Source organism: Rhizobium sp. NLR8a (genome assembly GCF_019685235.1).
Lineage (GTDB): Bacteria > Pseudomonadota > Alphaproteobacteria > Rhizobiales > Rhizobiaceae > Rhizobium.
In genome coordinates this window covers 96,869-117,995 of record NZ_JABDWI010000017.1, presented here as the reverse complement: position 1 = coordinate 117,995, position 21,127 = coordinate 96,869, and the positions used below count along the sequence as shown (strand labels likewise).

Sequence of the window (21,127 nt, the reverse complement as noted above, 5' to 3'; positions counted from 1 at the left end):
ATTACGGGTTTTCCTGAAGCGGCGGGTTTCCCGCCGTTCGCGTTTCAGAGCCTCAGGCGCTGCGCCACCAGTCGCCGCTATCATCGGCGACCTCGATGCCGGCCACATCGGCCTCCTGCAGCCACTCACTGACTGTCCTGCCCTTGACGAGAAGGCCTGGGGCGATATCGGCAAGCGGCATCAGGACGAAACCGCGGTCGGTCATACGGGGATGCGGCAGCTCCAGCCGCGGCGCCTGCTGGACGACATTGCCATAGGTCAGCACGTCGATATCGAGCGTGCGCGGTCCCCAGCGCTCGATACGCTCGCGTTTCATCTCACGCTCTATCGAAAGACAGACATCGAGCAACGCCTCCGGAGGGAGCCGGGTTTCGACGGCTGCGCAGGCGTTGAAGAAGAACGATTGGTCCGTTTTGCCCCAAGGCGGCGTGCGATAGAGCCGCGATATGGCGGTGACACGACAGTCGTCGCGCCCGTCCAGCCTCTGCAGCGCCGCGGCCATCGCCTTTACCGGATCGCCGATATTGCCGCCGAGGCCGAGTGTGGCCGATTGTGATTCAGCCTCAGGCAAAATGTTCAACACTCACCTGCACGAAATCGAGCACGCCTGGCACTGGCGCATTCGGCTTGCGCACCGTGATCTTCGCCCGGCGCACCTGCGGGAATGTCTGACAGAGGCCCTTGGCGATATCGAGCGCCAGTGCTTCGATGAGGTAGCGTCGCTTGCCAGTGACGATCTCCTCGATCACCGTGAAGGCAATGCCGTAATTGACGGTGTCGTTGATCGAATCGCTTTCCAGCGCTTCGCCGGCAACCACATCGAGCTCGGCGTCGACGAAGAAGCGCTGGCCGAGGAATTCCTCCTCGTCATGCACGCCGTGGCGCGCGAAGAAGGCGCAGTTCTGCAGCGTGATCGTGTAGGTGGTCATGACGGCCGCTTCCTCTCGAATTCCTGGCGCGCATTGAGCATAGCATCGGCGACAGCAAGCGCATCCCTGTTGATTGCGACATTGTGCACCCGGAAAACCGCAGCCCCCTGAAGCCTGAGCAGCGCGCTTGATGCGGCTGTCGCCACATCCCTCTCCAGCGCCTCGCGCCCCGTCACCGCGCCAAGGAAGCGCTTGCGTGACGTGCCGGCAAGCAGCGGCAGGCCGAAGCGCGACAGTTCGGAAAACCGCGCCATCAGCTCCAGGTTCTCCTCAGCCATCTCCTTGGCGAAGCCGAAACCCGGATCGAGCACGATCTGGTCGATGTTGACTCCGGCCGCGGCGGCGATCGCCAGCGACCTTTCGAGGAAATGCGCCTGGTCCGCGATCACATCGGCAAGTTTAACCCTGTCACGGCCGGTATGCATGATGCAGAGCCCCGCGCCGGTGGCCGCGGCCACATCCGCAATACCTGCATCTTTCTGCAGTCCGAAGACGTCGTTGACGATATGGGCGCCGGCGCCGACGGCAAGCCGCGCCGTCTCGGCACGATAGGTATCGATCGAGATCAGCGCCTCGGTGCGACCGCGCAGCGCCTCGATGACGGGCAACACCCGCGCCTGCTCTTCCGAAGGGCTGACCGACAACGCACCAGGCCGGGTCGATTCGCCACCGATGTCAATGATCGCAGCACCATCGCTGACCGCCTGCAATGCATGTTCGACGGCGGCATCGACGGTTTCAAAACGTCCGCCGTCGGAGAAGGAGTCCGGCGTAACATTGATGATCGCCATGATCGCCGAACGACCGCCGAGTTCGATTTCCCGGCCATGGCCGACACTCCAGAAACTGCCTTCGAGCCCTGTCACCAGACTTGTCCTATTGATGACGAAAAAAGCCGCCATCCGATATTGCGCTTACGGTGGCTATGCCCCAAGCTCCTGCCGATTTCAACATGGGTTGCGTTCAGAATGCCGCTTGCAATGCGTTATATGTGCCTTCCTGTCGCCTTTTCCATTGCTCTTTCCGTCAGCAGTCCAGCGGCAGCCGAAGTGATCGCATCGAAAAGTTATTCCTATTTCGACATCCGCGGCAAAACCGCCGATGAGCTCGACCGGGAGCTCAGCCGGCGCGGCCCGACGGCGAGCGGTTCGTCGGCACGCCATCCCGGCGCCACCAAGATACGCTTCGGCGGCGAGGCCACCTATATCCAGGATAATGGCCGATGCCGCGTCGGCAATGTCAAGGTCACCGTTCACACCCAGGTCATACTGCCGCGCTGGAACAGCCGCAGAGGCGCCAGCAAGGAGCTGTCGATGATATGGGACGCACTGTCGAGCGACATCAAGCGCCATGAGGAGCGTCATGCCGAAATCGCCAGAGACCAGGCCCGCGCCATGGAGCGCGCCATCCGCGCATTGCCGCAGCAGCGCAACTGCGAGGCCATGCAGGAGCTCGTCTCCAACGAATCAACTCGCGGCATAGAGGAGCACGATCGGCTGCAGGCGCGATTCGACCGGGTTGAGGCGGTCAACTTCCAGAAGCGCATGCTGAGATTGCTGAAAAATCGAATCAATGGTCGAGCCGGCGGAAATTAAGGCCTTTTCGAGCTGGTGACGAGCGGAAAAACTTAGCTGCGCAACGAAACTTGTGCGAAACTTACCCCTTCCCCAGCGTTTTAATGGTCATTTTTCATTCTGGCAGACTCAACCGGAACGCGTTAATATGAACACATTCGAAAGTTCAGGTACGGCATCTGGACTTTCCTCGTTGGGTTCTCCTGGCGCGTTCCGAAGCCGCGGATGTTCCTCCCTCATCCGTTGGTAATGCGCCCGCCTCGCCTCGCTCGCACCAGCGCGCGAGGCGTCTTTTTTGTGGTGATGATGTCGGATATTCGCCTCCGAAAATCGATTCCGATTTTCGGGCCGATGCGCTGGCGCGAAACGCAGAGCGCCTCAGGCCTGGCGTTCGGGCACGTGCACGACGAGCCCGTCATAAGCGGCCTTCATCCGGATCTGACAGGAGAGCCGCGAGGTCGGGCGCACGTCGAAGGCGAAGTCGAGCATATCCTCTTCCATCGCTTCCGGCTGGCCGACCTTTTCCGTCCATTCCTCGTCGACATAGACGTGACAGGTGGCGCAGGCGCAGGCGCCGCCGCATTCGGCCTCGATGCCGGGCACCGAATTGCGCACGGCATTCTCCATCACGGTGGAGCCTTGGTCGACGTCGAGGTCGAAGCGCGTGCCGTCGAAGGCGACGATGGTAAGTTTGGGCATCAGGACTATTTCCGGTCTTCAAATGGGTGGGCGGAGTTTCTTCCGACAATTCGACGCGTCAGTCAACATTCGGAAATCCGCCCTAACCTCGCAGATCCGGCCCTCGCCCGCCGTCTTCAAAGCGTCATCTGGGGCGTCGCAAAAAGACCCGTGGTTCCGCAATGAAACAACGGGCCTCGTTCGATCAACGAAAGAAAAGTTGGAGGTCAGCCGCGGCAGAGATTGAGAATGAAATTCTCGGCATCGAGAACGGCAGCGCCGAGCGCCGCCATCGCGCTGGCATCGCCGCCGGTCTCCTCGACGACTTCAGCCGTCTGCGACACGTGGAATGCGCCGACCGAACTCGCCGCACCTTTCAGCCGATGCGCGGCCGCGCCGACACGCACGGTCTCACCGCTCGCCATATCCTGGAGGCACGCCCGCGCCTGGCGCGCAAACATCTGAAGGACTTCGATTTCCAGAGACTTGTCGCCCATCGTCTGCTTTGCGAGATGGACGAGATCGATCGGCCGGACCTTCGAGGGGCACGGCCCCTTTGCATTATCAGGCGCCTCGAATACGATCTTCAATGCTGCCAGCTGGGCCGCCATTTGCCATTTCTCCCGTCTCAGGTCGTCCGCACTTGCTACAGTTCTGCGTCGGGAGGGTGGCCATCGCGTTAAATTCCGGCACATCGGGCGCGAAAATCTCACCATATGGTTAACATCCGTTAAATATCACTAAATTATTGGTTTTTAAGCAGGGCCTCGGATTCAAAGGTGTTAACAACGGGTTAACGAGCCATGAATCTCAAGCCTTCATTAATTGTGTGCAGAGCCCAGATGTGTCACTACGATACTGGTGGAGCGGGTTTATGGCACGCGCCTTTGCCGAGTGAGTGGATAATGGTAGTGTTTTGATACCTTCCGTTTGAAAAAGCGGCTATCTACTCTGAAATGACATGCTTATCCGTCCGCGGTTGGGATGGAGGGCCGCAACGGCAAAGTTGTTCCCGGGCAGGCGGAAGCCGGGGGTGCGCTGCCGGGCCGGCCGACAGTAACGAGGCGTAACCGAATGGCGAATAACAAATATAATGAGTCGATCGAGGACAAGGCGTTCAAGGCATTGGACGAGGCGCTCCAGATCGACTTTGGCAAGGACAATGTGCCGTCTCGCCACGGCGACGCGCCCCAGGCGCCGGAGGGTAATGTGTCTGATCCATCGAATGCGCGCAATCAGCAGGCCCAGGAAGAAGCGCGGCGCCGCAGCCGCCGCGGCGCCGGGGCCGAGCAGGCTTCCAGGGCTTCGGCCTTCGCGCCCGCCAATGATGCCAGCCGCAATACGCCCGCCTCGATCCTGAAATCCTTCGACGGCGCTTCCAGCCGCTCGGCCATGCGCACCGCTACCCTGTTTTCCGTGCTTTGGGTCATGGCGGGCCTCGGCCTGATGTCGCTGCTTTATGCGCCGCAGATCTGGCAGATCCGCTCGATCGCCGATCTCGTCGCCCTGCCCGGCGTCATTGCCGGCCTGGTCGGCATCATCATTCCGGTGATGTTGTTCTATGCTTTCGCCATCATGATCTCCCGCGCCCAGGACATGCGCAACGCCGCCCGCTCCATGGCAGAGGTGGCATTGCGCCTGGCGGAGCCGGAAACAATCGCCTCCGAACGCATCATGACCGTTGGCCAGGCGGTGCGCCGCGAGGTCTCGGCCATGAACGAAGGCATCGAGCGCACCATTGCGCGCGCTTCCGAGCTGGAAACGCTGGTCCATTCCGAAGTCAACGCGCTGGAACGCTCCTATGCGGACAACGAGCTGCGCGTGCGCGGTCTTGTCCATGAACTCGGCTCGGAGCGGGAGGCGATCGTCAATCATGCCGACCGCATCCGCACCTCGATCGGCAGCGTCCACGACCAGCTGAAGGAAGAACTGTCGCTGGCGACCGAAGAGATCGCCGTGCGGCTCGCCACATCGGGTGAAGCCTTTGCCTCGCTGATCGACACGCGCGCAGCGACGATCCTGGAAAAATCGGACAGCGCCCTGCAGTCGATGGGCAGCCTGCTTGCCGCCAAGACCGACAGCCTCCTCCAGACACTGAACGCCTCCGGTTTTGCGCTCGCCACCGAATTCGATAACCGCCTCGAGGCGCTCTCCGTCAACCTCAACGAACACGGCGAAAGACTGCTCAGCCAGTTCGAGACGCGCGCCTCGACCATGGACAGCAGCACCGAGAAGCTGAACGCGGCGCTGAACGAGCGCACGCATCAGCTGAACGAGATCCTGATCGCCCGCACCCGCGAGATCAACGAGAGCCTGACATCGGGCGAACGCACCATCGGCGGGACGCTGGACGACGTGCTGTCCAAGCTGAACAGCGCGCTCGATGAGAAGGGCGCAAGCTTCCGCCAGAGCCTGCAGAGCACCGCCGACGACGCCGTCATGGATCTCGACCTGCGCTCGGGCTTCTTCGAAGAACGCCTGCAGACGACCGTTGCCCAGCTGTCGACCGCCTTCGACGAGCGTGTCGCCGAATTCACCAGCGCTTTCGACAAGCGCACCGGCTCGCTCGACACCAAGCTGATGGAGAGCCTTGCCCGCATCAACGAAACCCTGACCGGCGGTTCGGATTCGATCGAGGGCATTTTGACTTCCAGCATCGACCGGCTCGGCTCCTCGATGACCGACCAGTCGCTGGCGCTCGCGACTGCGCTCGCAACCGGTCATGAAGTGCTGGAGAGCACGCTCAACAGCCGCACGGAAGAAATCACCACCGCACTCACCAGCCGCACCGGCGAGCTGACCTCGGCGCTGCAGAGCGCCACGTCGGACATCGCGCTGGCGCTTGCATCAGGCACCTCCGATCTGCAGAACAATCTTCAGGCCCGCTCGGCCGAATTCCGCGATACGCTGCGCACAACCACTACCGATTTGACCGCCGCCGTTGCCGCCGGCACCGAGCAGGTCACGACGGCCTTCGGCGGCCGCGCAGAGGAACTCACCAGCGTATTGACAGCGCGCGCAGCAGAAATCCGGGACGCGGTTGGCACAGCCCATGAGCGTATTGACAGCGTCATGTCGGAGCGCGGCGGAGCGCTGATCGACGCGCTAACCACCCATCACGGCCGCTTCGAGGAAGCGCTGACGACCCGCTCCGACGCTATCATCAACGCCGTTTCCGGCACCCATGACCGTCTTGCGGAAACGCTTGACGAAAAGGCGATGGCACTTGCCATTTCCCTGAACGAGAGCCAGGCCCGCATCGAGGATACGCTCGAAACCCGCTCCGAGGCGCTGCTCACCGCCGTTTCCGGCACCCATGACCGCCTCTCCGAAACCCTTGATGAAAAGGCGATGGCGCTCGCCATCTCCTTGAACGAAAGCCAGAGCCGCATCGAAGACACGCTGGAGACCCGTTCCGCGGCTTTCCTCAACGCCGTCTCAGGCACGCATGATCGGCTATCGGAAACGCTGGATACCAAGGCAGCAGCCCTGACGGCTTCGCTCGACGAGCGCCATGCCCGCATCGAAGACGCGCTTGGAACCCGCGCCGAAGCATTGTTGAACAGTGTGTCCGGCACGAGCGACCGGCTTGCCGAAACCCTTGATGAAAAGGCGATGGCGCTTGCCATTTCCTTGAACGAGAGCCAGACCCGCATCGAGCAAACGCTCGCAACCGGTTCGGCGGGCCTGCTGAACGCCGTTTCCGGCACTCATGACCTGTTTGCCGAGACGCTGGAAGGTAAGGCGGCAGCTTTTGCCAACTCGCTGAGCGAGACCCAGTCACGCATCGAAAATACGCTCCAAAGCCGCTCCGCGGCCCTGCTGGATGCTGTATCCGGCACTCATGACCGCCTCGCCGAGACGCTCGACGAAAAGGCGATGGCGCTTGCCATGTCACTGACCGAAGGCCAGGCCCGCATCGAGGACACGCTGCAGACCCGGTCGGCAGCGCTGCTGAATGCAGTCTCCGGCACCCATGATCGCCTGTCGGAAACGCTGGACGAGAAAGCGATGGCGCTCGCGATCTCGCTCAATGAGAATCAGACGCGGATCGAAGACACGCTGGCAGCCCGCTCCGAAGCTTTCCTCAAGGCCGTCTCCGGTACGCATGAGCGCATCGCCGAAACCCTTGACGAGAAGGCATCGGCACTGACCGCCTCCTTGAACGAAGGCCAGAGCCGCCTGCAGGACACGCTGGAGAGCCGCTCGGAATCCTTCCTCAATGCGGTTTCCACCACCCATGACCGCCTGTCCGAGACGCTCGACGATCGGGCGATGGCCCTTGCCATATCGCTGAACGAGAGCCAGAGCCGTCTCGAGGAGACGCTGACATCAGGCGCCGATGCGATCACCAATGCGGTCTCCGGCACACATGAACGCCTGAATGGCGTGCTCGACCAGAAGGCCAGCGCGTTGGCCGCCTCGCTGAACGAAGGGCAGGTCCGCCTCGAGGAAGCCCTGGGACATCGCGCAGCCGCGCTTGTCGGTGCCGTAACGGCAAGCCATGACCGGCTCACAGATAGGCTCGACGAAAAGACCATGGCGCTCGCCATTTCGCTCGATGACAACCAGAGCCGATTCGACAGCGCCCTCGAAGCCCGCAGCAATGCGATCATGGAGGCCGTCACCAGTGCCGAGGCCCGTGTTGCCGGCGCGTTTGCCGACAAGACGGATGCCATCCACAACGCCTATGCCGACAATCAGCGGCGGCTTGAATCGGCGCTCTCCGAGCACAGCGCGGCTCTTTCGGGCATTCTCGATGCGGGCGGCGCCCGCTTTGAGGATCTCGTCGGCGGCTTGACCGGCCGCATCGAGGGCCGCCTCAGCGACGCCCATGCGCGGCTTGGGGGTCTGGCCGAGGAGGCCGCGGCACGCATCGAAGGCGGGCTTGCTTCCGCCCATGAGCGGATCCGCACGACGCTCGAGGACCGCGGCAATGCCATCGAGCTGTCGCTGAGCCAGGCGCATGCGCAGATCAGCGATACACTCACCGAACAGGCGACCAACATCGGCACTTCGGTGGCGACGAGCGTCAGCATGCTCGAAATGTCGCTGGAAGACCGAGAAGCCTCGATCCGCCAGGCGATCGATGCCGGCGCCCAGACGCTGGAAGATCGCATGCGCGCCGGCGCCGGCCAGATCGCCGGCCGCTTCCAGGAGGCGGCGAACACGATCTCGAGCTCCGCACAGAACCTCTCCACCCATCTCGACAAGTCGGTCGAGAACCTTGCTGGACGCCTTGAAGAAACCGGTTCTCGCATGGAATCCGGCCTTACAGCGATAGAGACCCGCATCCGCGACGGCGTCGGCGGCGTTGCCGAAAAGATCGAAGCCGCCAGCAGCCAGCTCTCCGGCGTGCTTGCCAACGGCATTTCCCGACTTGGCGCACTCGGTGATGACGCCACTCAACGCATCTCGACGACGCTCGAAGGCAGCGCCGCCAATCTTACGCAGGCAATCGACAGCCGCACGACCAGTCTGGCCGAGACGCTGGACAGCCGCACGACCACACTTGCAGGCGCCATCGAGGGCCGCACGGCAAGTCTCGGCGAAACCCTTGACCGCGGCAACGAACGCATCGAGGAACGCCTGTCCACCATGGATCGCGCCTTGACCGTCGGCCTCGAAGCCGTTAACCGCACCATCGAGGGCAAGGCCGCCGGCCTCGCCTCGACGTTGCGCAGCGCGGTGGCCGAAGCAGCCCAGGGAATGGAAGGCGAAGCGACGAGAACGACGGAACTGCTTGGCAAGACCGGCCAGCAGTTCGCCGAGGATCTCAATGCGAAAAGCGACGAATTCACCCGCACCATGGATGAGCGCTCGTCGCAGATCGTCACGCGGGTTGCCGAAGCGCAGAACCGCCTGGCAACTCAGGCCGCTGCCGTCGCCCAGACCTTCTCGGAAGCCGGCAATGCAATCGTCAACAAGGTCGCCGAGGCCGAGACGGTTGTCGGCACCCAGGTCAATGCCATTTCCAAGGCCCTGTCGGATGCCGGCCAGTCGCTCGAGGCACGCGGCAATGCCATCCGCACGACCCTGTCCGGGGCCGGCAGCGAGATTTCCGCCACCATGGCGGATGTCGAGCGGGCGCTCGAAGCCCGCAGCAGCGCCATCCGCTCCAATCTCGAGGAGCGCGTCCGCGAGATCGATACTTCCCTCTCCGACGTCGACCGGGCGCTCGAAGCGCGTGGCAACTCGATCCGCTCGACGCTTGAGGAACGCACCCGCGACCTCAATTCGATGCTGTCAGGCCGCTCTGTCGAATTGACCCGCATCCTTGACGAAACCGCCCGCCCGATCATCGATCGCTACACCGATGCCGGCGAGCAGGCGGCTGCCCGCATTACCGCCGCAGCCAATCTCAGCGCTGACCGTCTGCGCGCCGAGAACGAAGCGCTCGCCAGCGCCGTTGCCGCCCGCACCGAGAATGTCGCCAACGCCGTCAGCGCCATCGAGAATAGCCTGGTCGGCAACGTCAACGGCCTGGTTCAGCGCATGTCGGAAAGCAGCGCGGCGATGGCGATGATGATGAACCGCGCCGCCGAACAGTTGACGAGCGTCGACGGGCGTCTCGGCGAAACCACGACCCGCTTTGCCGACTCCGCCACCAAGGCGGCTGAAATGGTCAACGCCTCGACCAGGCTTCTCGAAGGCAAGGTCGACCGCCTCTCCGACATCTCTGGCCAGACGCTGGCCCAGGTCGGCAGCATCATCGGCCGCTTCGACGAACATTCCAAGGTTCTGACCCAGGCCTCGCAGCTTCTGGGTGCCGCCCAGTCCAACCTCGCCTCGACGCTCGAGGAGCGTGAAGGCGCGCTGCAGGCCCTCTCCGTCAGCCTGGTCCAGCGCTCCGACGAGATCGAAAAGACCATGCGCGGCCTCGGCGACATGATCGAAACCGTGTTCGAGCGGGCCGAGCAACGCTCCAACCAGGTCACCGGCAACCTGCGCCAGGGCGTACAATCTTCCTTTGCCGATATTGGCCGCGTTCTGACGGAAACCGAGAAGCGCGCTCAGGAGGCCGCCGAGACGATGCGCGAGGCGATCACCCGCGCCGGCGACGAGGCCAATACGACGATCGACAGCACCTTCGCCAATGTCGAACGCCGTTCCGGCGATCTCTCCAATCGCATTCGCGGCGGCCTCACCGCCTCCTTGTCGGAAGTCGAGCGCATGCTCGGCGAAGCCGGCCGCGCCTCCGATGGTGCTGCCCAGCACATGCGGGAATCGCTGCGCGAGGCGATCGAGGATGCCGTCGGCCGCTTCTCCGGCGCTACCGAGGACATCCGCCGCTCCGCTGCCGACATCCGCAACGAGCTCGACGCCACCCGCGCCGAACTGAAGCGCGGCGCCTTCGACCTGCCCGAGGAAGCCAAGGAAAGCGCCTCGGCCATGCGCCGCGCCGTCGCCGAACAGATCAAGGCCCTGCAGGATATCTCGCAGCTTGTCGGCCGCTCCAGCCAGCAGCTGGAAATCTCCGAGCCTGCCGCCCGCTCGCTTGCCCAGGCGCAGCCGGCTCCGCGCCCGACTCCGCCGGTCGCAGCTCAGCCGCCGCAGCCGTCAGCGCCTGCGCCGATCGAAGCGGCGGGTCTGCGCGGTACGATTGCGCCGTCCGCTCCGGCCGCCAGTCCTCAGCGGGCCGCTCAGCAGCCAGCTCCCACTCGCCAGGAATTGGGCCGCCAGGAACCGGCCCGGGAAAGTGGCGGCTGGATCAGCGATCTTCTGCGGGGCGCATCCCGTGAAGAGGCCGCGGACCAAGCGCCGACCCGTGCTCCCGCCCGCCCGGCGGAAACCGCCGCACCGGCCGCACGCAGCAACGACAGCCGCAATCCGCGCCATGTCGTGGAATCGCTGAATTCGCTCTCCGTCGATATCGCCCGGGCCATCGATCACGATGCGTCGGTCGATCTCTGGCGCCGCTACCAGCGCGGTGAGCGCGACGTCTTCACCCGCCGCCTCTACACGCTGAAGGGCCAGCAGACCTTCGACGAGATCAAGCGCAAATACGACCGCGAACCGGAATTCCGCACCGCTGTCGACCGCTATATCGGCGATTTCGAAAAGCTGCTCGCCGACGTCGCCCGAACCGACCCGAACCAGACAGTCACACAGTCCTATCTGACCTCGGATACGGGGAAGGTTTACACCATGCTCGCCCATGCAGCGGGCAGGCTGAGATAGAGTCTGGCCGATATCGTGGAGCTGAAGCCGCCTGAACATGTGTCAGGCGGCTTTCACTGATGACGGGGGTATGCTCTGCTCCCCAGCCCGGAACCGCGAACGAAATGACCAAGGCCCTTTTGATTATCGACGTGCAAAATGCAATTCTCTCGGGAAAGGCCATGCCGGACCGCCAACCACAGGTCGATTCCGCACTTGATGAGACCGTTGCTCGACTGGCATTGCTCAAGGAAAAGGCGCGACAGGCGGGCGTGCCGATCGTGCTGGTGCAACATGATGGCGATAGCGGCCATCGATTGGCCGTAGACACGCCAGGATGGGCGCTGCGCCGCGAAATTGCACCGCAAACAGGTGAGGTCGTCGTGCGCAAGACGAGCGCCGACTCCTTCTTCGGGACCGATCTTGCCGACCGCTTGCAAGAACGTTCGATTACCCACCTCGTTGTCGGCGGCTGCATGTCGCAATTCTGCGTCGACACGACCGTCAGGCGTGCCGTTTCGCTCGGTTATGACGTGACCTTGGTTGCCGACGGCCACACAACCGGCGACACGGCGACCTTCAGTTTCTCCGAGATTGTCGCCCACCACAACGAAACGCTTGATGGTTTCGATGCGGGTGACGCGACGGTGGAGGTCCGCCCCGCCGTCGACATTGCCTTTTCGTAAAGGCTCTGGCAACAACGCCTGACATCAAATCGGAAGCAGGTAATCGGTCCGATCGGCGCCTGGTCGATCTCCTGGCGCCTCCTGCAGCCGTTTCGACCATGATCGCCCCCCCACGCCTGCAGCAATTCGAAGTGCAGCGGAAAATTCGTGTGAAAGGCGCGCTTCATGCTCATGACGAATTTAGACGTGCCATGCGCGCGATTGTCAAAACCGCAGGGCCCGGGACAAAAGGTATCATCTGTGGATGGGCCTTTTTTATTTGCCCGCCTTCCTTCATTCCGTCACAAACTTTTTCGACCCGCTTGCGTTTAAAGCCAACGGCTCCTCGGCCGTGCAACGAAAGAGACAGCAATACCGATGACCACGACGACATCCCGGCTCCTTGCCATCGCGCTCTCCTCCACCCTGCTGATGGGCGCTTTCATTCCGGCAGAAGCCGGTCAGGCAAGCTTCGTCATCGATGCGCAGTCTGGCAAGGTTCTTGAAGCTTCCAACCAGGACGATCTCAACTATCCCGCGTCGCTGACCAAGATGATGACGCTCTATCTCGCATTCGAGGCGCTGCATGATGGACGCCTCACCTGGGATCAGAAGCTCACCATGTCGGAAAACGCCGAGAGCAAGGAACCCTTCAAGCTTGCCGTCGGCGCTGGCCGCAAGGTGACGCTGCGTGAAGCGGTCGAAAGCATCGTCGTGCTGTCTGCCAACGATTCCGCCGTGGCAATCGCTGAACAGCTCGGCGACTCCGAACAGGCTTTCGCCAGAGCGATGACCGACAAGGCGCGCCAGCTGGGGATGCAGGACACGGTCTTCAAGAACCCATCGGGCCTTCCCGATCCGGAGCAGGTTACCACGGCGCGTGACATGGCCACGCTCGGCCTTTCGCTGATGCGGGACTTCCCCGAGGAATTCAAGCTCTTCTCGATGCGCGGCTTTCAGTTCCGAGGCATGAAACTGCGCGGCCACAACAATCTGATGTATCGCTATGACGGTGTCGACGGCATCAAGACAGGCTATACCGATGCATCGGGCTACAATGTCGTGACCTCGGCGTTGAAGGATGGCCGCCGCGTCGTCGGCGTCGTCATGGGTGAAAAGACTGCAAGCCTGCGCGACGACAAAATGGCGAGCCTCCTCGACAGCACCCTGCCCTCATCACCAACCGCCACCGCCTCCACCACCCCAGGCAGCCAGCCTGCAGCGACGATGACCGACGCGCAACCGACGAAATAACCGGCAAGCCAAGCTGAAAGGGCGCGGCGCACTTTCGCTACCGGAAAGCCACCTCCAGGTTTTGCCGGTCTTGCGCAATTACCCGGCAATTGGTTTCAAAACCTTCGCCCTTGATGGCAAGAATGAATTCCAAAGGAATGCCCGCTGTACTGGAGACCGAAATGCCGGCGCTCTCCACGCCGATCGATTTCACCGTGCAGTCGATGGTCGAGCGCCGGTCGTTGAACAGGATCGCACCTGCCTTCAGCACGCGCCGCCGCGCGCCGATGGCGTGGTCGGCGTGAATGGAATTCGATGAGACGCAGCGGTTGCGCCCACTCTGCTTTGCCTGATACATCGCCGCATCCGCCTGAGCGAGCAGCGTTTCGATGTCTTTGCTGACGATCGAAAGCGCCGACGTTCCGAGGCTTGCCGTGACGTTCAGAGAGCCGTGATGGCCGAAAATGACCTGCGAGGCGATGGCGGCCCTGAGTTTTTCGGCGACGGCCGCCGCTCCTTCCCGATCGACATGCGGCAGAACGACGGCGAATTCCTCGCCCCCGATACGGCCAAACAAATCACCGGCGCGAAGCGTCGACCTGCAGATCGATGCGACCGCCTTGAGAACCGCGTCTCCTGTGGCATGCCCGTGCCCATCGTTCACCTGCTTGAAGTGATCGATATCGAAAACGATGCATGACAGGTCGTGCTGACGCCGCAGCGCGAGCGAAATCAGCTGATCGGCTTCCTGCTTGAATGCACGCCGCGTCATCGCCTCGGTCAGACTGTCGGTGGCGGCAGACTGCACGAGCTCGATGCGGTCCATCGCCGCTCCCGCCAATTCCTCGAGAAGACCGAGGTCCTTGCTGCCGAATGATCTCGGCCGACGATCGATGGCGCACACGGTTCCGATCATGTGGCCAGCCTTCGTTCTAAGCGGAACGCCGGCATAAAAGCGGATATGGTCCTCGCCCGTGACCGCTGGATGCCTTGCAAAGCGGAGATCCTTGCTGGCATCCGGAACGATAACGGGCTCATCACAGTCGACTACGCAGCGGCAGAACGTGTCTTCCAGCGACACCTCGTCGGCCGACATGCCGGAACAGGCCTTGTACCATTGCCGGTGCGCATCGATCAGCGACACGATGCCGATGTCGACGGAAAAGATCTGCTTTATCAGGCGGACGATCCGCTCGAATCCCTCGTCCCTCGGCGTGTCGAGCAGATCGAGCTGCTGCAACGCGGCCAGCCGGTCCTTTTCTCGCTGAAGCGCTTCCGATGACGACTTTCCGAATACTCGTGCGACCACCATGCAGCATGCCTCCTGACAGCGCTAACACGAGGCATTCCACAAATTCGTGAAGAAATTTAATACGACGAACGCCTCAACCTCGTGGCGCCCAATTTTTTTGGAACCCGCAACCCTTGATGTTGACGCGGCAGTCGCGAAACGCCCTCTCAGATTGAACGCAGGGTCCAGCTTACGATCTCCGAAACTACCGCCGAAAAGGCGCGGTCGAGACCTTTGACAAAGCCCGTATTGTCGCCGCCCGCCGGGGCCGTGGCGCGGAACACCTTCTGAGCGTGCACCGAGCCATTTCGGTCGTTCAGAATCTTGGCGGAAATTTCCACCACCGCCAGGTTGCCGCTCGAAGCGTCGATCTCGAATGAGCGGATGTCGGTGACGACCTGGTAATCGATTGCAAGCCCCTGGCCCGGCATCCCGACGCCGCCGAGTTTGCCCGAATTCTCGAAGGCCTCGACCAGTTTCGATTGCACCATGCGCGGCAGCTTGTCGCCCCACTGCGCTCGCGACAGATTCTGGATTTCCGAGGACGAGACGCGGATGACGATTTGGTCGCTGTCGAGCGCCCTCAGCGCCGTCGGGGTGGCAATCAGGATCTGGCGGGATTTGGCCGCGGGCCCATCGCCATCGACGGCGCCCGACAGGTCATAGGTGTCGTTCTTGGCAGTGGTACCGCACCCGGAAAGGATCAGCGCCGTCAGCGGCAGCGCGATCGCCGTTCCCCTGATCCAAGAACGGCGCGACAGCAGATGCGATGCGACCATATTAGGCTACCCCTGACTTCCCCTGTTAACGCCGCGTCCGGCCGTCGTACTGCTTGACCGTGTCCCCGCCGAAGATCAGGCGTTGCGGATTGCGGTCGAAGTTGCTGATCGTATCGTTGAGATTGCTCACGGTTCCGCGCATGTCATTGATGAGAGTCTGCACGTCGCGCAAGCCGCCGCTCGAGAATTTCTGTAGATTGTCGGCGATCGGACCGATGCGCGAATTCAGATTGTCCGCGACCTTCTTAAACGATTCGAGCGTCGCGCGCGCCTCGGTAAACAGAGATTGCGTATTGTCGGTGCCGAGCAACGCATCGACCTTGATGAGAATGCCGTCGATACGTGTCGAGGCTGAATTCAGCTTGTTGGCAAGCTGCGACACGTCTTGAATTGTCTGGTCGATATCCTTCTGGCGCAACGAAACCGTGTTGGCGACGTCGCGGATCGAGGCGACTGCCGCACGTGCATCCTTTGTGGCCTGCGAGATATCGTCGACGGAACCCTTGATCTTCGCCGGGTCGATCTGGGCGACGAGCGTGTCGACGCGATCGAGCGTCGCCTGCGCCTGCTTGCCGAAATCGTTGAAGGTGGTGGCCGTCTCGTCGAACTTCTGGATCGCGCCCTTGAGATCGCCCGAGGCATCGGCGACATTGGCAGTGATCTTCTCGGCATTGGAGACGATATTGTCGATCTTCTGAGCGTCGACCGCCTTGACCAGCGATTCCACAGCCTGGAGCGTCGAATCGAGACGCCCGGAAACCGCCTTCACCGTATTGGAGAGCTCACCGACGCTCTGCAGGAAGGAGTCGATATTGTCGGAATTCTTGGCCAGCGCATCCGAGAAGGTTTCGGCATTCTTGAACGTCTGGGTCAGCGGAGCACGCGAATCTTCGATGAAACCCTGAAGTTCGCCGACCGCGTCATTGGCGCGATCGAGGATCTTGTCCGCGGTCGCCAGCAGATTGGTGACGCTCGACTGGTCGGCCACGATGACGGCGCGTTTGCCGTTTTCGATCGCATGTTTGAGGATACTCTCCTCACCCTTGCGGCCGCCCGACAGTTCGATATAGGCGGCCCCCGTCAGGCCCTGAATTTCAAGGGCGGCCTTGGTGGAGGGGTAGATCGGTGCGTCCGCGCGCACCTGGGTGAAGGCCAGCGAATATTGCGGATCGTCGGCATCGATCGACAGCGTCTGCACCGAGCCCACCTGGATACCATTGAAGCGCACGGGCGAGCCGACGCTGAGCCCGTTCGCCGAGCCGGGAATACGCACGATCAGCTCCGTCATCGGGCCACCGCGGCCATATTCGGCCATCCAGTAGACGAAGCCGAAGGCGGCCGCGATCACCAGCACCGTGAAAAAACCGACAATCGTATAATTGGCTTTGGTTTCCATCTATCCGATCACTTCCCGCCGCTGCCGTTGCCGTGCCGCGCGCCATTGTCCTGCGGCACGATGGACCGTGCCCGTTTACCTTTGAAATAGGCCTGCACCCACGGATCGTCATAGGCCAGCATGTCGTCGATCGTGCCTTCCACCATTACCCGCTTCTTTCCGAGCACGGCAATACGGTCACAAACCGAAAACAGGCTGTCGAGATCGTGCGTCACCATATAGACGGTCAGTCCGAGACTATCGCGCAGATTGGCGATGAGTTCGTCGAACTCGGCCGCGCCGATCGGATCGAGACCTGAAGTCGGCTCGTCCAGAAAGACGAGCTCGGGATCGAGCGCCAGGGCGCGGGCAAGCGCGGCGCGCTTGATCATGCCGCCCGAAAGCTCGGACGGATATTTGTCGGCGGCGTCGGCCGCAAGCCCCACCATGCGGATCTTCAAGTGCGCCAGCTCATCCATCAGCGAGCGCGGCAGGTCGAGATATTCGCGCATCGGCACCTGGATATTTTCCTTGACGGTCAGCGACGAAAACAAAGCGCCCTGCTGGAAGAGCACGCCGAGCCGCATGTCGAGCGCGTTGCGCTGCGGCTCATTGAGCTCGTCGAAGTCCTGGCCGAGGATCTTGATCGTGCCGGAGCGGCGCGGCAGCAGCCGCAGCACCGTGCGCATCAGCACCGATTTGCCGGTGCCCGACGCGCCGACGAAGCCGAGGATCTCGCCGCGATAGATATCGAGGTTCAGTTTGTCGAGCACCACCTTGGAGCCAAAGGCGACGGTGACGTCGCGCGCCGAAAGCACGACATCCCTGCCCTGTCCTTCGCTTTCTATCGGTTGCTCGTCCACGCTGCCCGCCATGCTAGAAATCGATCGCTGCATAGAACATCGCAAAAAGCCCGTCCATCAGGATGACGACGAAAATCGCCTTCACCACCGAGGCCGTCACATGCTGACCGAGCGACTCCGCACTGCCGCCGACCTTCAGCCCCTCGACGGCGGCGACGATGCCGATGACGAGCGCCATGAACGGCGCCTTGATCATGCCCGACAGCACGGTCGACAGCGTAATAGCCTCGTGCAGCCGCGCCAGGAAATTGGCGAAAGTGATGCCGGAATAGCCCCAGGCGACGACCGCAGCCCCCGCCAGCGACGCGAAGTTCGCCAACACCGTCAGCAGCGGCAATGCAATGGTCAGCGCCACCAGCCGCGGGAAGATCAGCACGCCGATCGGGTTCAGCCCCATCACCTTCAGCGCGTCGATCTCCTCGCGCATCTTCATCGAGCCGATTTCGGCGGTAATCGCGCTGCCGGAACGACCGGCAATCATGATCGAGGTCAGCAGCACACCGATTTCGCGCAGCTGCAGAATTCCAACCAGATCGACAACGAACACCTCCGCCCCGAAATAACGCAGCTGGAAGGCACCCTGCTGGGCGATGATCGCACCGATCAGAAATGACATCAGCAGAATGATCGGAACGGCACGCACACCCATGTGATCGATCTGGTTGACGATCGAGGCCGGCGAGACGCCGCTGCCGCGGCCGAGCTTCATTTGCGCGCCGCGCACCGCCGAGCCGAGGATATACATCGAGGCGGCGAGATTGTCCCAGATGTCGTAAGTCATCTTGCCGATCGGCGCCAAGATGCGCGCGGCAAGCGAGACCTTCTCCTTCTGTTCCGGCTCCGGTTTGGCTGGCTCCTCCGAAAACATCTCCAGCATTTCGTCGATATGCGGATTGGTGCCGACGAAGCGCACCGTGCGCCCGGCCGCTTCCTCCTCCTTCTTTAGCCGGCAAAGAAGCCAGATACCGGCAGTATCGATGTCCGATACATCAGAAAGGTCCAGCGTCAGATTGCCGATCTTCTCTCGCCGAAGCTTATCGAAGTCGCGCAGCACAAGATGCACATAGGCGCTGCGCCAATTGCCGCTGAGACGAACATGCTGCCCCGAACCATCTGGCCGGTCGTCCACTTGCAGTGAGGCGGCGTTGCGATTCTCGGCGTTCAAGATACTTGTGTCTTTCAAGGCTTACGGCGACATTGCCGACTCGCGAAGCGGATCGCCGCCGGCGCGTCAATATACAGAAGCAACGTCCAATTTCCATGCTCGCAGGATAGCAATAATGCCGCGCACCCTCGATATCCAGATGAATTCCTTTCCGATTGCCGGGACCTTCACCATCTCGCGCGGCGCGAAGACGAAGGCCGAGGTCATTACCTGCACAGTCACGGAAGAAGGCGCGCAAGGGCACGGCGAATGTGTGCCCTACCGCCGCTACGGTGAGACCATGGAGAGCGTCTTCGCCCAGATCGAGGCGGCGCGCCCGCTGATCGAATCCGGCATTTCGCGCGACGATCTCTTGTCGGCGATGCCGCCGGGTGCGGCACGCAACGCGGTTGATTGCGCTCTCTGGGATCTCGAAGCAAAACGGACGGGCCAAACGGTCGCCGCCCGCCTCGGCCTCACTTCGCTCAAACCGCTCACGACAGCCTACACCATCTCGCTCGGTGAGCCGGACGTAATGGCCGCGCAGGCGCGCGAACATGCCGGTCGCGCTCTGCTCAAGGTCAAGGTGGGAACCGGCGACGATGAAAGCCGCATCCGCGCCGTCCGCGCGGCGGCACCCGAAGCTGCGATCATTCTCGACGCCAATGAGGGCTGGCCGGAGGCGGTGCTGGAACGTCATCTGCAGATCGCCGCAGAGGCGGGTGTTGCCCTCGTCGAGCAACCGCTGCCAGCGGGCCGCGATGCGCTGCTTGCCGAAATCCGCCGCCCGCTGCTGGTCTGCGCCGACGAGAGTGTGCACCACACCGGCGATCTCGCAAGCCTTGCCGACCGCTATGATGCGATCAATATCAAGCTCGACAAGACAGGCGGCCTCACCGAGGCCTTGGCAATGAAGACCGAAGCCGAGAGACTCGGCATTTCGATCATGATCGGCTGCATGGTCGGCACCTCGCTCGCCATGGCGCCGGCCGTGCTGCTCGCGCAGAATGCCGATTTTGTCGATCTCGACGGCCCGCTGCTGCTTGCCCACGACCGCGAGCCCGGCCTGCGCTACGCCGCTTCCCTGGTCTTTCCGCCGGAAAGCGCCCTCTGGGGCTGAAGATAATAGGCTGAGATGACGATCCCGAGGCCCGTAAGAGCGACGAGCGCCATGACGTAATAACTGACGAGACCGAGCCAAGCGTAGAGATAACCCGAAGCGATGGTCATTAACCCCATCGCCATGCCGACATAAAAGAAATAGGCGCCCTGCGCCGAGGCCTCCTGCGTCTCCTGCACTGTCGCCACGATCCGCCGCTGCACGCCGGTATGCACGAAGGCATAGGTGAAGCCGTGGAAGCATTGCAGCAGAAAGAAGCCGGCAAAGCCGGCATTCATGGGAAACAGGATCCAGCGGCAGACGCTGACGGCGCAGCCGAAGCGGATTAGGGTCCAGGCAGTGAAGCGCCGATTGAGCCGCTTCGACAGAAAGAACACCGTCACCTCCGAGGCAACGCCGGCGCTCCAGAGCAGGCCGACTTGCGTGCCGGAAAAGCCGAGCTGATGCCAATAGATCGAGGAGAAAGCATTGAGCACGGCATGGCTCGACTGCTGGATGGCGACGCCGATCAGAAGCAGCAGCAAATGCGGTTCGCGCAGGCCGCTGCCGGTGGCGGCAGGAAGGTCGATCGGCAGACCGCGCCGCCGGGTCGGCCCGATACGCGGACAGAAGATCGCCATCACTACCGTCATCATGAAGCCGAACACCATGACGATGAGCACCATGCCGCCGCCCCACCGGCTGATCAGCTGACCGCCGACCAGCGTCGAGACGATGAAGGCGATGGAGCCCCACACGCGCATCGACCCATAATCGAGCCCCCAACGCCGCACGCCTGAAATGACGATCGATTCGACCACGGGCACATAGGGCGCAAAGCTGGCGCCCTGCAGCGCGAAGACGATTGTCACCGGCCAGAAGCTGGTCGACCAGTAAAGCGCGATCGCCGTCAGCAGCGACAGGCTCCCCGACCAGAGCAGCACGGTGGCGCGCTCCTTCATGCGGTCGGCGATCATGGCGACGACAGGCGCCACCAAGACTCGAACCACCATCGGTATGGCGAGGATAATGCCGATTTCATGGTCGCTGAAACTATGGGTTTCCAGCCATACCGGGAAGAATGGCAGCACGACGCCATTGACGAGCAGCGGCGCGCAATAAGACAGCGCACTGAGCAGCCGGAAGCGCGGCGGCGCTCCCTCACCCGGGAAATGTTGAGCGGGAATCATCTGTGGACCTGAAGGAAACTGGATGTTTTCCTAACACACCACCCGGGGGGCGCCTATTGCGAGAAATAGCCGTCCGGAAACGTTTTAGAAAATAAATATGGCCTGTTACCTCGCGGTAACGGCTAAATTGCCGGCGAGCCGCCGCGA

The 21,127-nt window shown here is 62.2% G+C and carries 16 protein-coding genes; 5 read left to right on the top strand and 11 right to left on the bottom strand.

Translation table 11 applies throughout. The annotated features are described in order from the left end of the window. Positions 1–52: 52 nt before the first annotated feature. From folK to folP, 3 genes are read right to left on the bottom strand one after another with little or no spacing between them, the layout of a single operon-like run. Entirely contained in the window at positions 53–571 is a 519-nt protein-coding gene (folK, locus tag HJC04_RS28150) for a 2-amino-4-hydroxy-6-hydroxymethyldihydropteridine diphosphokinase (protein WP_221123393.1), read from the bottom strand. Further along, a complete protein-coding gene (gene folB, locus HJC04_RS28145) occupies positions 564–929 on the bottom strand; it encodes a dihydroneopterin aldolase (RefSeq protein ID WP_008525873.1) in 366 nt (121 codons plus the stop codon). Before folB ends, folK begins: the two co-directional genes overlap by 8 nt. Then, on the bottom strand, positions 926–1,795 hold the full coding sequence (gene folP / locus HJC04_RS28140) for a dihydropteroate synthase (protein ID WP_221147621.1): 870 nt from the start codon (positions 1,793–1,795) through the stop codon (positions 926–928). Before folP ends, folB begins: the two co-directional genes overlap by 4 nt. 102 nt (positions 1,796–1,897) lie before the next feature. Between folP and HJC04_RS28135 the strand changes: the two genes are divergently transcribed. Then, entirely contained in the window at positions 1,898–2,524 is a 627-nt protein-coding gene (locus tag HJC04_RS28135; protein WP_210631116.1) for a DUF922 domain-containing Zn-dependent protease, read from the top strand. A gap of 357 nt (positions 2,525–2,881) precedes the next feature. Here the strand turns inward: HJC04_RS28135 and HJC04_RS28130 are convergent, their stop codons facing one another. After that, positions 2,882–3,202: a 2Fe-2S iron-sulfur cluster-binding protein gene (locus HJC04_RS28130; RefSeq protein ID WP_011425597.1), complete on the bottom strand. Its 321-nt coding sequence runs from the start codon at positions 3,200–3,202 to the stop codon at positions 2,882–2,884. 206 nt (positions 3,203–3,408) lie between these two features. Further along, positions 3,409–3,792, bottom strand: a complete 384-nt coding sequence (locus HJC04_RS28125) for an Hpt domain-containing protein (RefSeq protein WP_221147620.1) — start codon at positions 3,790–3,792, stop codon at positions 3,409–3,411. Between the two features lie 463 nt (positions 3,793–4,255). Here HJC04_RS28125 and HJC04_RS28120 point away from each other — a divergent pair, with 463 nt between their 5' ends. From HJC04_RS28120 to HJC04_RS28110, 3 genes are all read left to right on the top strand, one after another. Next, positions 4,256–11,362, top strand: coding sequence for a hypothetical protein (locus HJC04_RS28120; protein WP_221147619.1), 7,107 nt, complete (start codon positions 4,256–4,258; stop codon positions 11,360–11,362). Positions 11,363–11,466: 104 nt separating this feature from the next. Beyond that, a complete protein-coding gene (locus HJC04_RS28115) occupies positions 11,467–12,027 on the top strand; it encodes a cysteine hydrolase family protein (RefSeq protein ID WP_210631113.1) in 561 nt (186 codons plus the stop codon). Positions 12,028–12,384: 357 nt separating this feature from the next. After that, the gene (locus tag HJC04_RS28110) at positions 12,385–13,260 is read left to right on the top strand and encodes a D-alanyl-D-alanine carboxypeptidase family protein (RefSeq protein WP_210631112.1); all 876 of its coding nucleotides are present in this window, start codon (positions 12,385–12,387) and stop codon (positions 13,258–13,260) included. A gap of 37 nt (positions 13,261–13,297) precedes the next feature. On the opposite strand, the gene HJC04_RS28105 is transcribed toward HJC04_RS28110, so the two are convergent. From HJC04_RS28105 to HJC04_RS28085, 5 genes are all read right to left on the bottom strand, one after another. Further along, positions 13,298–14,551 carry a sensor domain-containing diguanylate cyclase gene (locus tag HJC04_RS28105; RefSeq protein ID WP_221147618.1) on the bottom strand — a complete coding sequence of 418 codons (1,254 nt, stop codon included), beginning with the start codon at positions 14,549–14,551 and terminating at the stop codon, positions 13,298–13,300. 146 nt (positions 14,552–14,697) lie between these two features. Then, entirely contained in the window at positions 14,698–15,309 is a 612-nt protein-coding gene (locus HJC04_RS28100) for an ABC-type transport auxiliary lipoprotein family protein (protein WP_221147617.1), read from the bottom strand. 25 nt (positions 15,310–15,334) lie between these two features. Then, positions 15,335–16,705, bottom strand: coding sequence for an MlaD family protein (locus HJC04_RS28095; RefSeq protein ID WP_210631109.1), 1,371 nt, complete (start codon positions 16,703–16,705; stop codon positions 15,335–15,337). A gap of 8 nt (positions 16,706–16,713) precedes the next feature. Next, positions 16,714–17,559, bottom strand: coding sequence for an ABC transporter ATP-binding protein (locus tag HJC04_RS28090; protein ID WP_210631108.1), 846 nt, complete (start codon positions 17,557–17,559; stop codon positions 16,714–16,716). Between the two features lies 1 nt (position 17,560). After that, complete coding sequence (locus tag HJC04_RS28085; RefSeq protein ID WP_210631107.1) at positions 17,561–18,730, bottom strand: MlaE family lipid ABC transporter permease subunit; 1,170 nt, start codon at positions 18,728–18,730, stop codon at positions 17,561–17,563. Between the two features lie 97 nt (positions 18,731–18,827). Between HJC04_RS28085 and dgcA the strand changes: the two genes are divergently transcribed. Then, on the top strand, positions 18,828–19,811 hold the full coding sequence (dgcA, locus tag HJC04_RS28080; protein WP_210631106.1) for an N-acetyl-D-Glu racemase DgcA: 984 nt from the start codon (positions 18,828–18,830) through the stop codon (positions 19,809–19,811). Here the strand turns inward: dgcA and HJC04_RS28075 are convergent. After that, positions 19,763–20,980, bottom strand: coding sequence for an MFS transporter (locus tag HJC04_RS28075; protein WP_221147616.1), 1,218 nt, complete (start codon positions 20,978–20,980; stop codon positions 19,763–19,765). The two genes, dgcA and HJC04_RS28075, sit on opposite strands and share 49 nt — an antisense overlap. Positions 20,981–21,127: the final 147 nt, after the last annotated feature.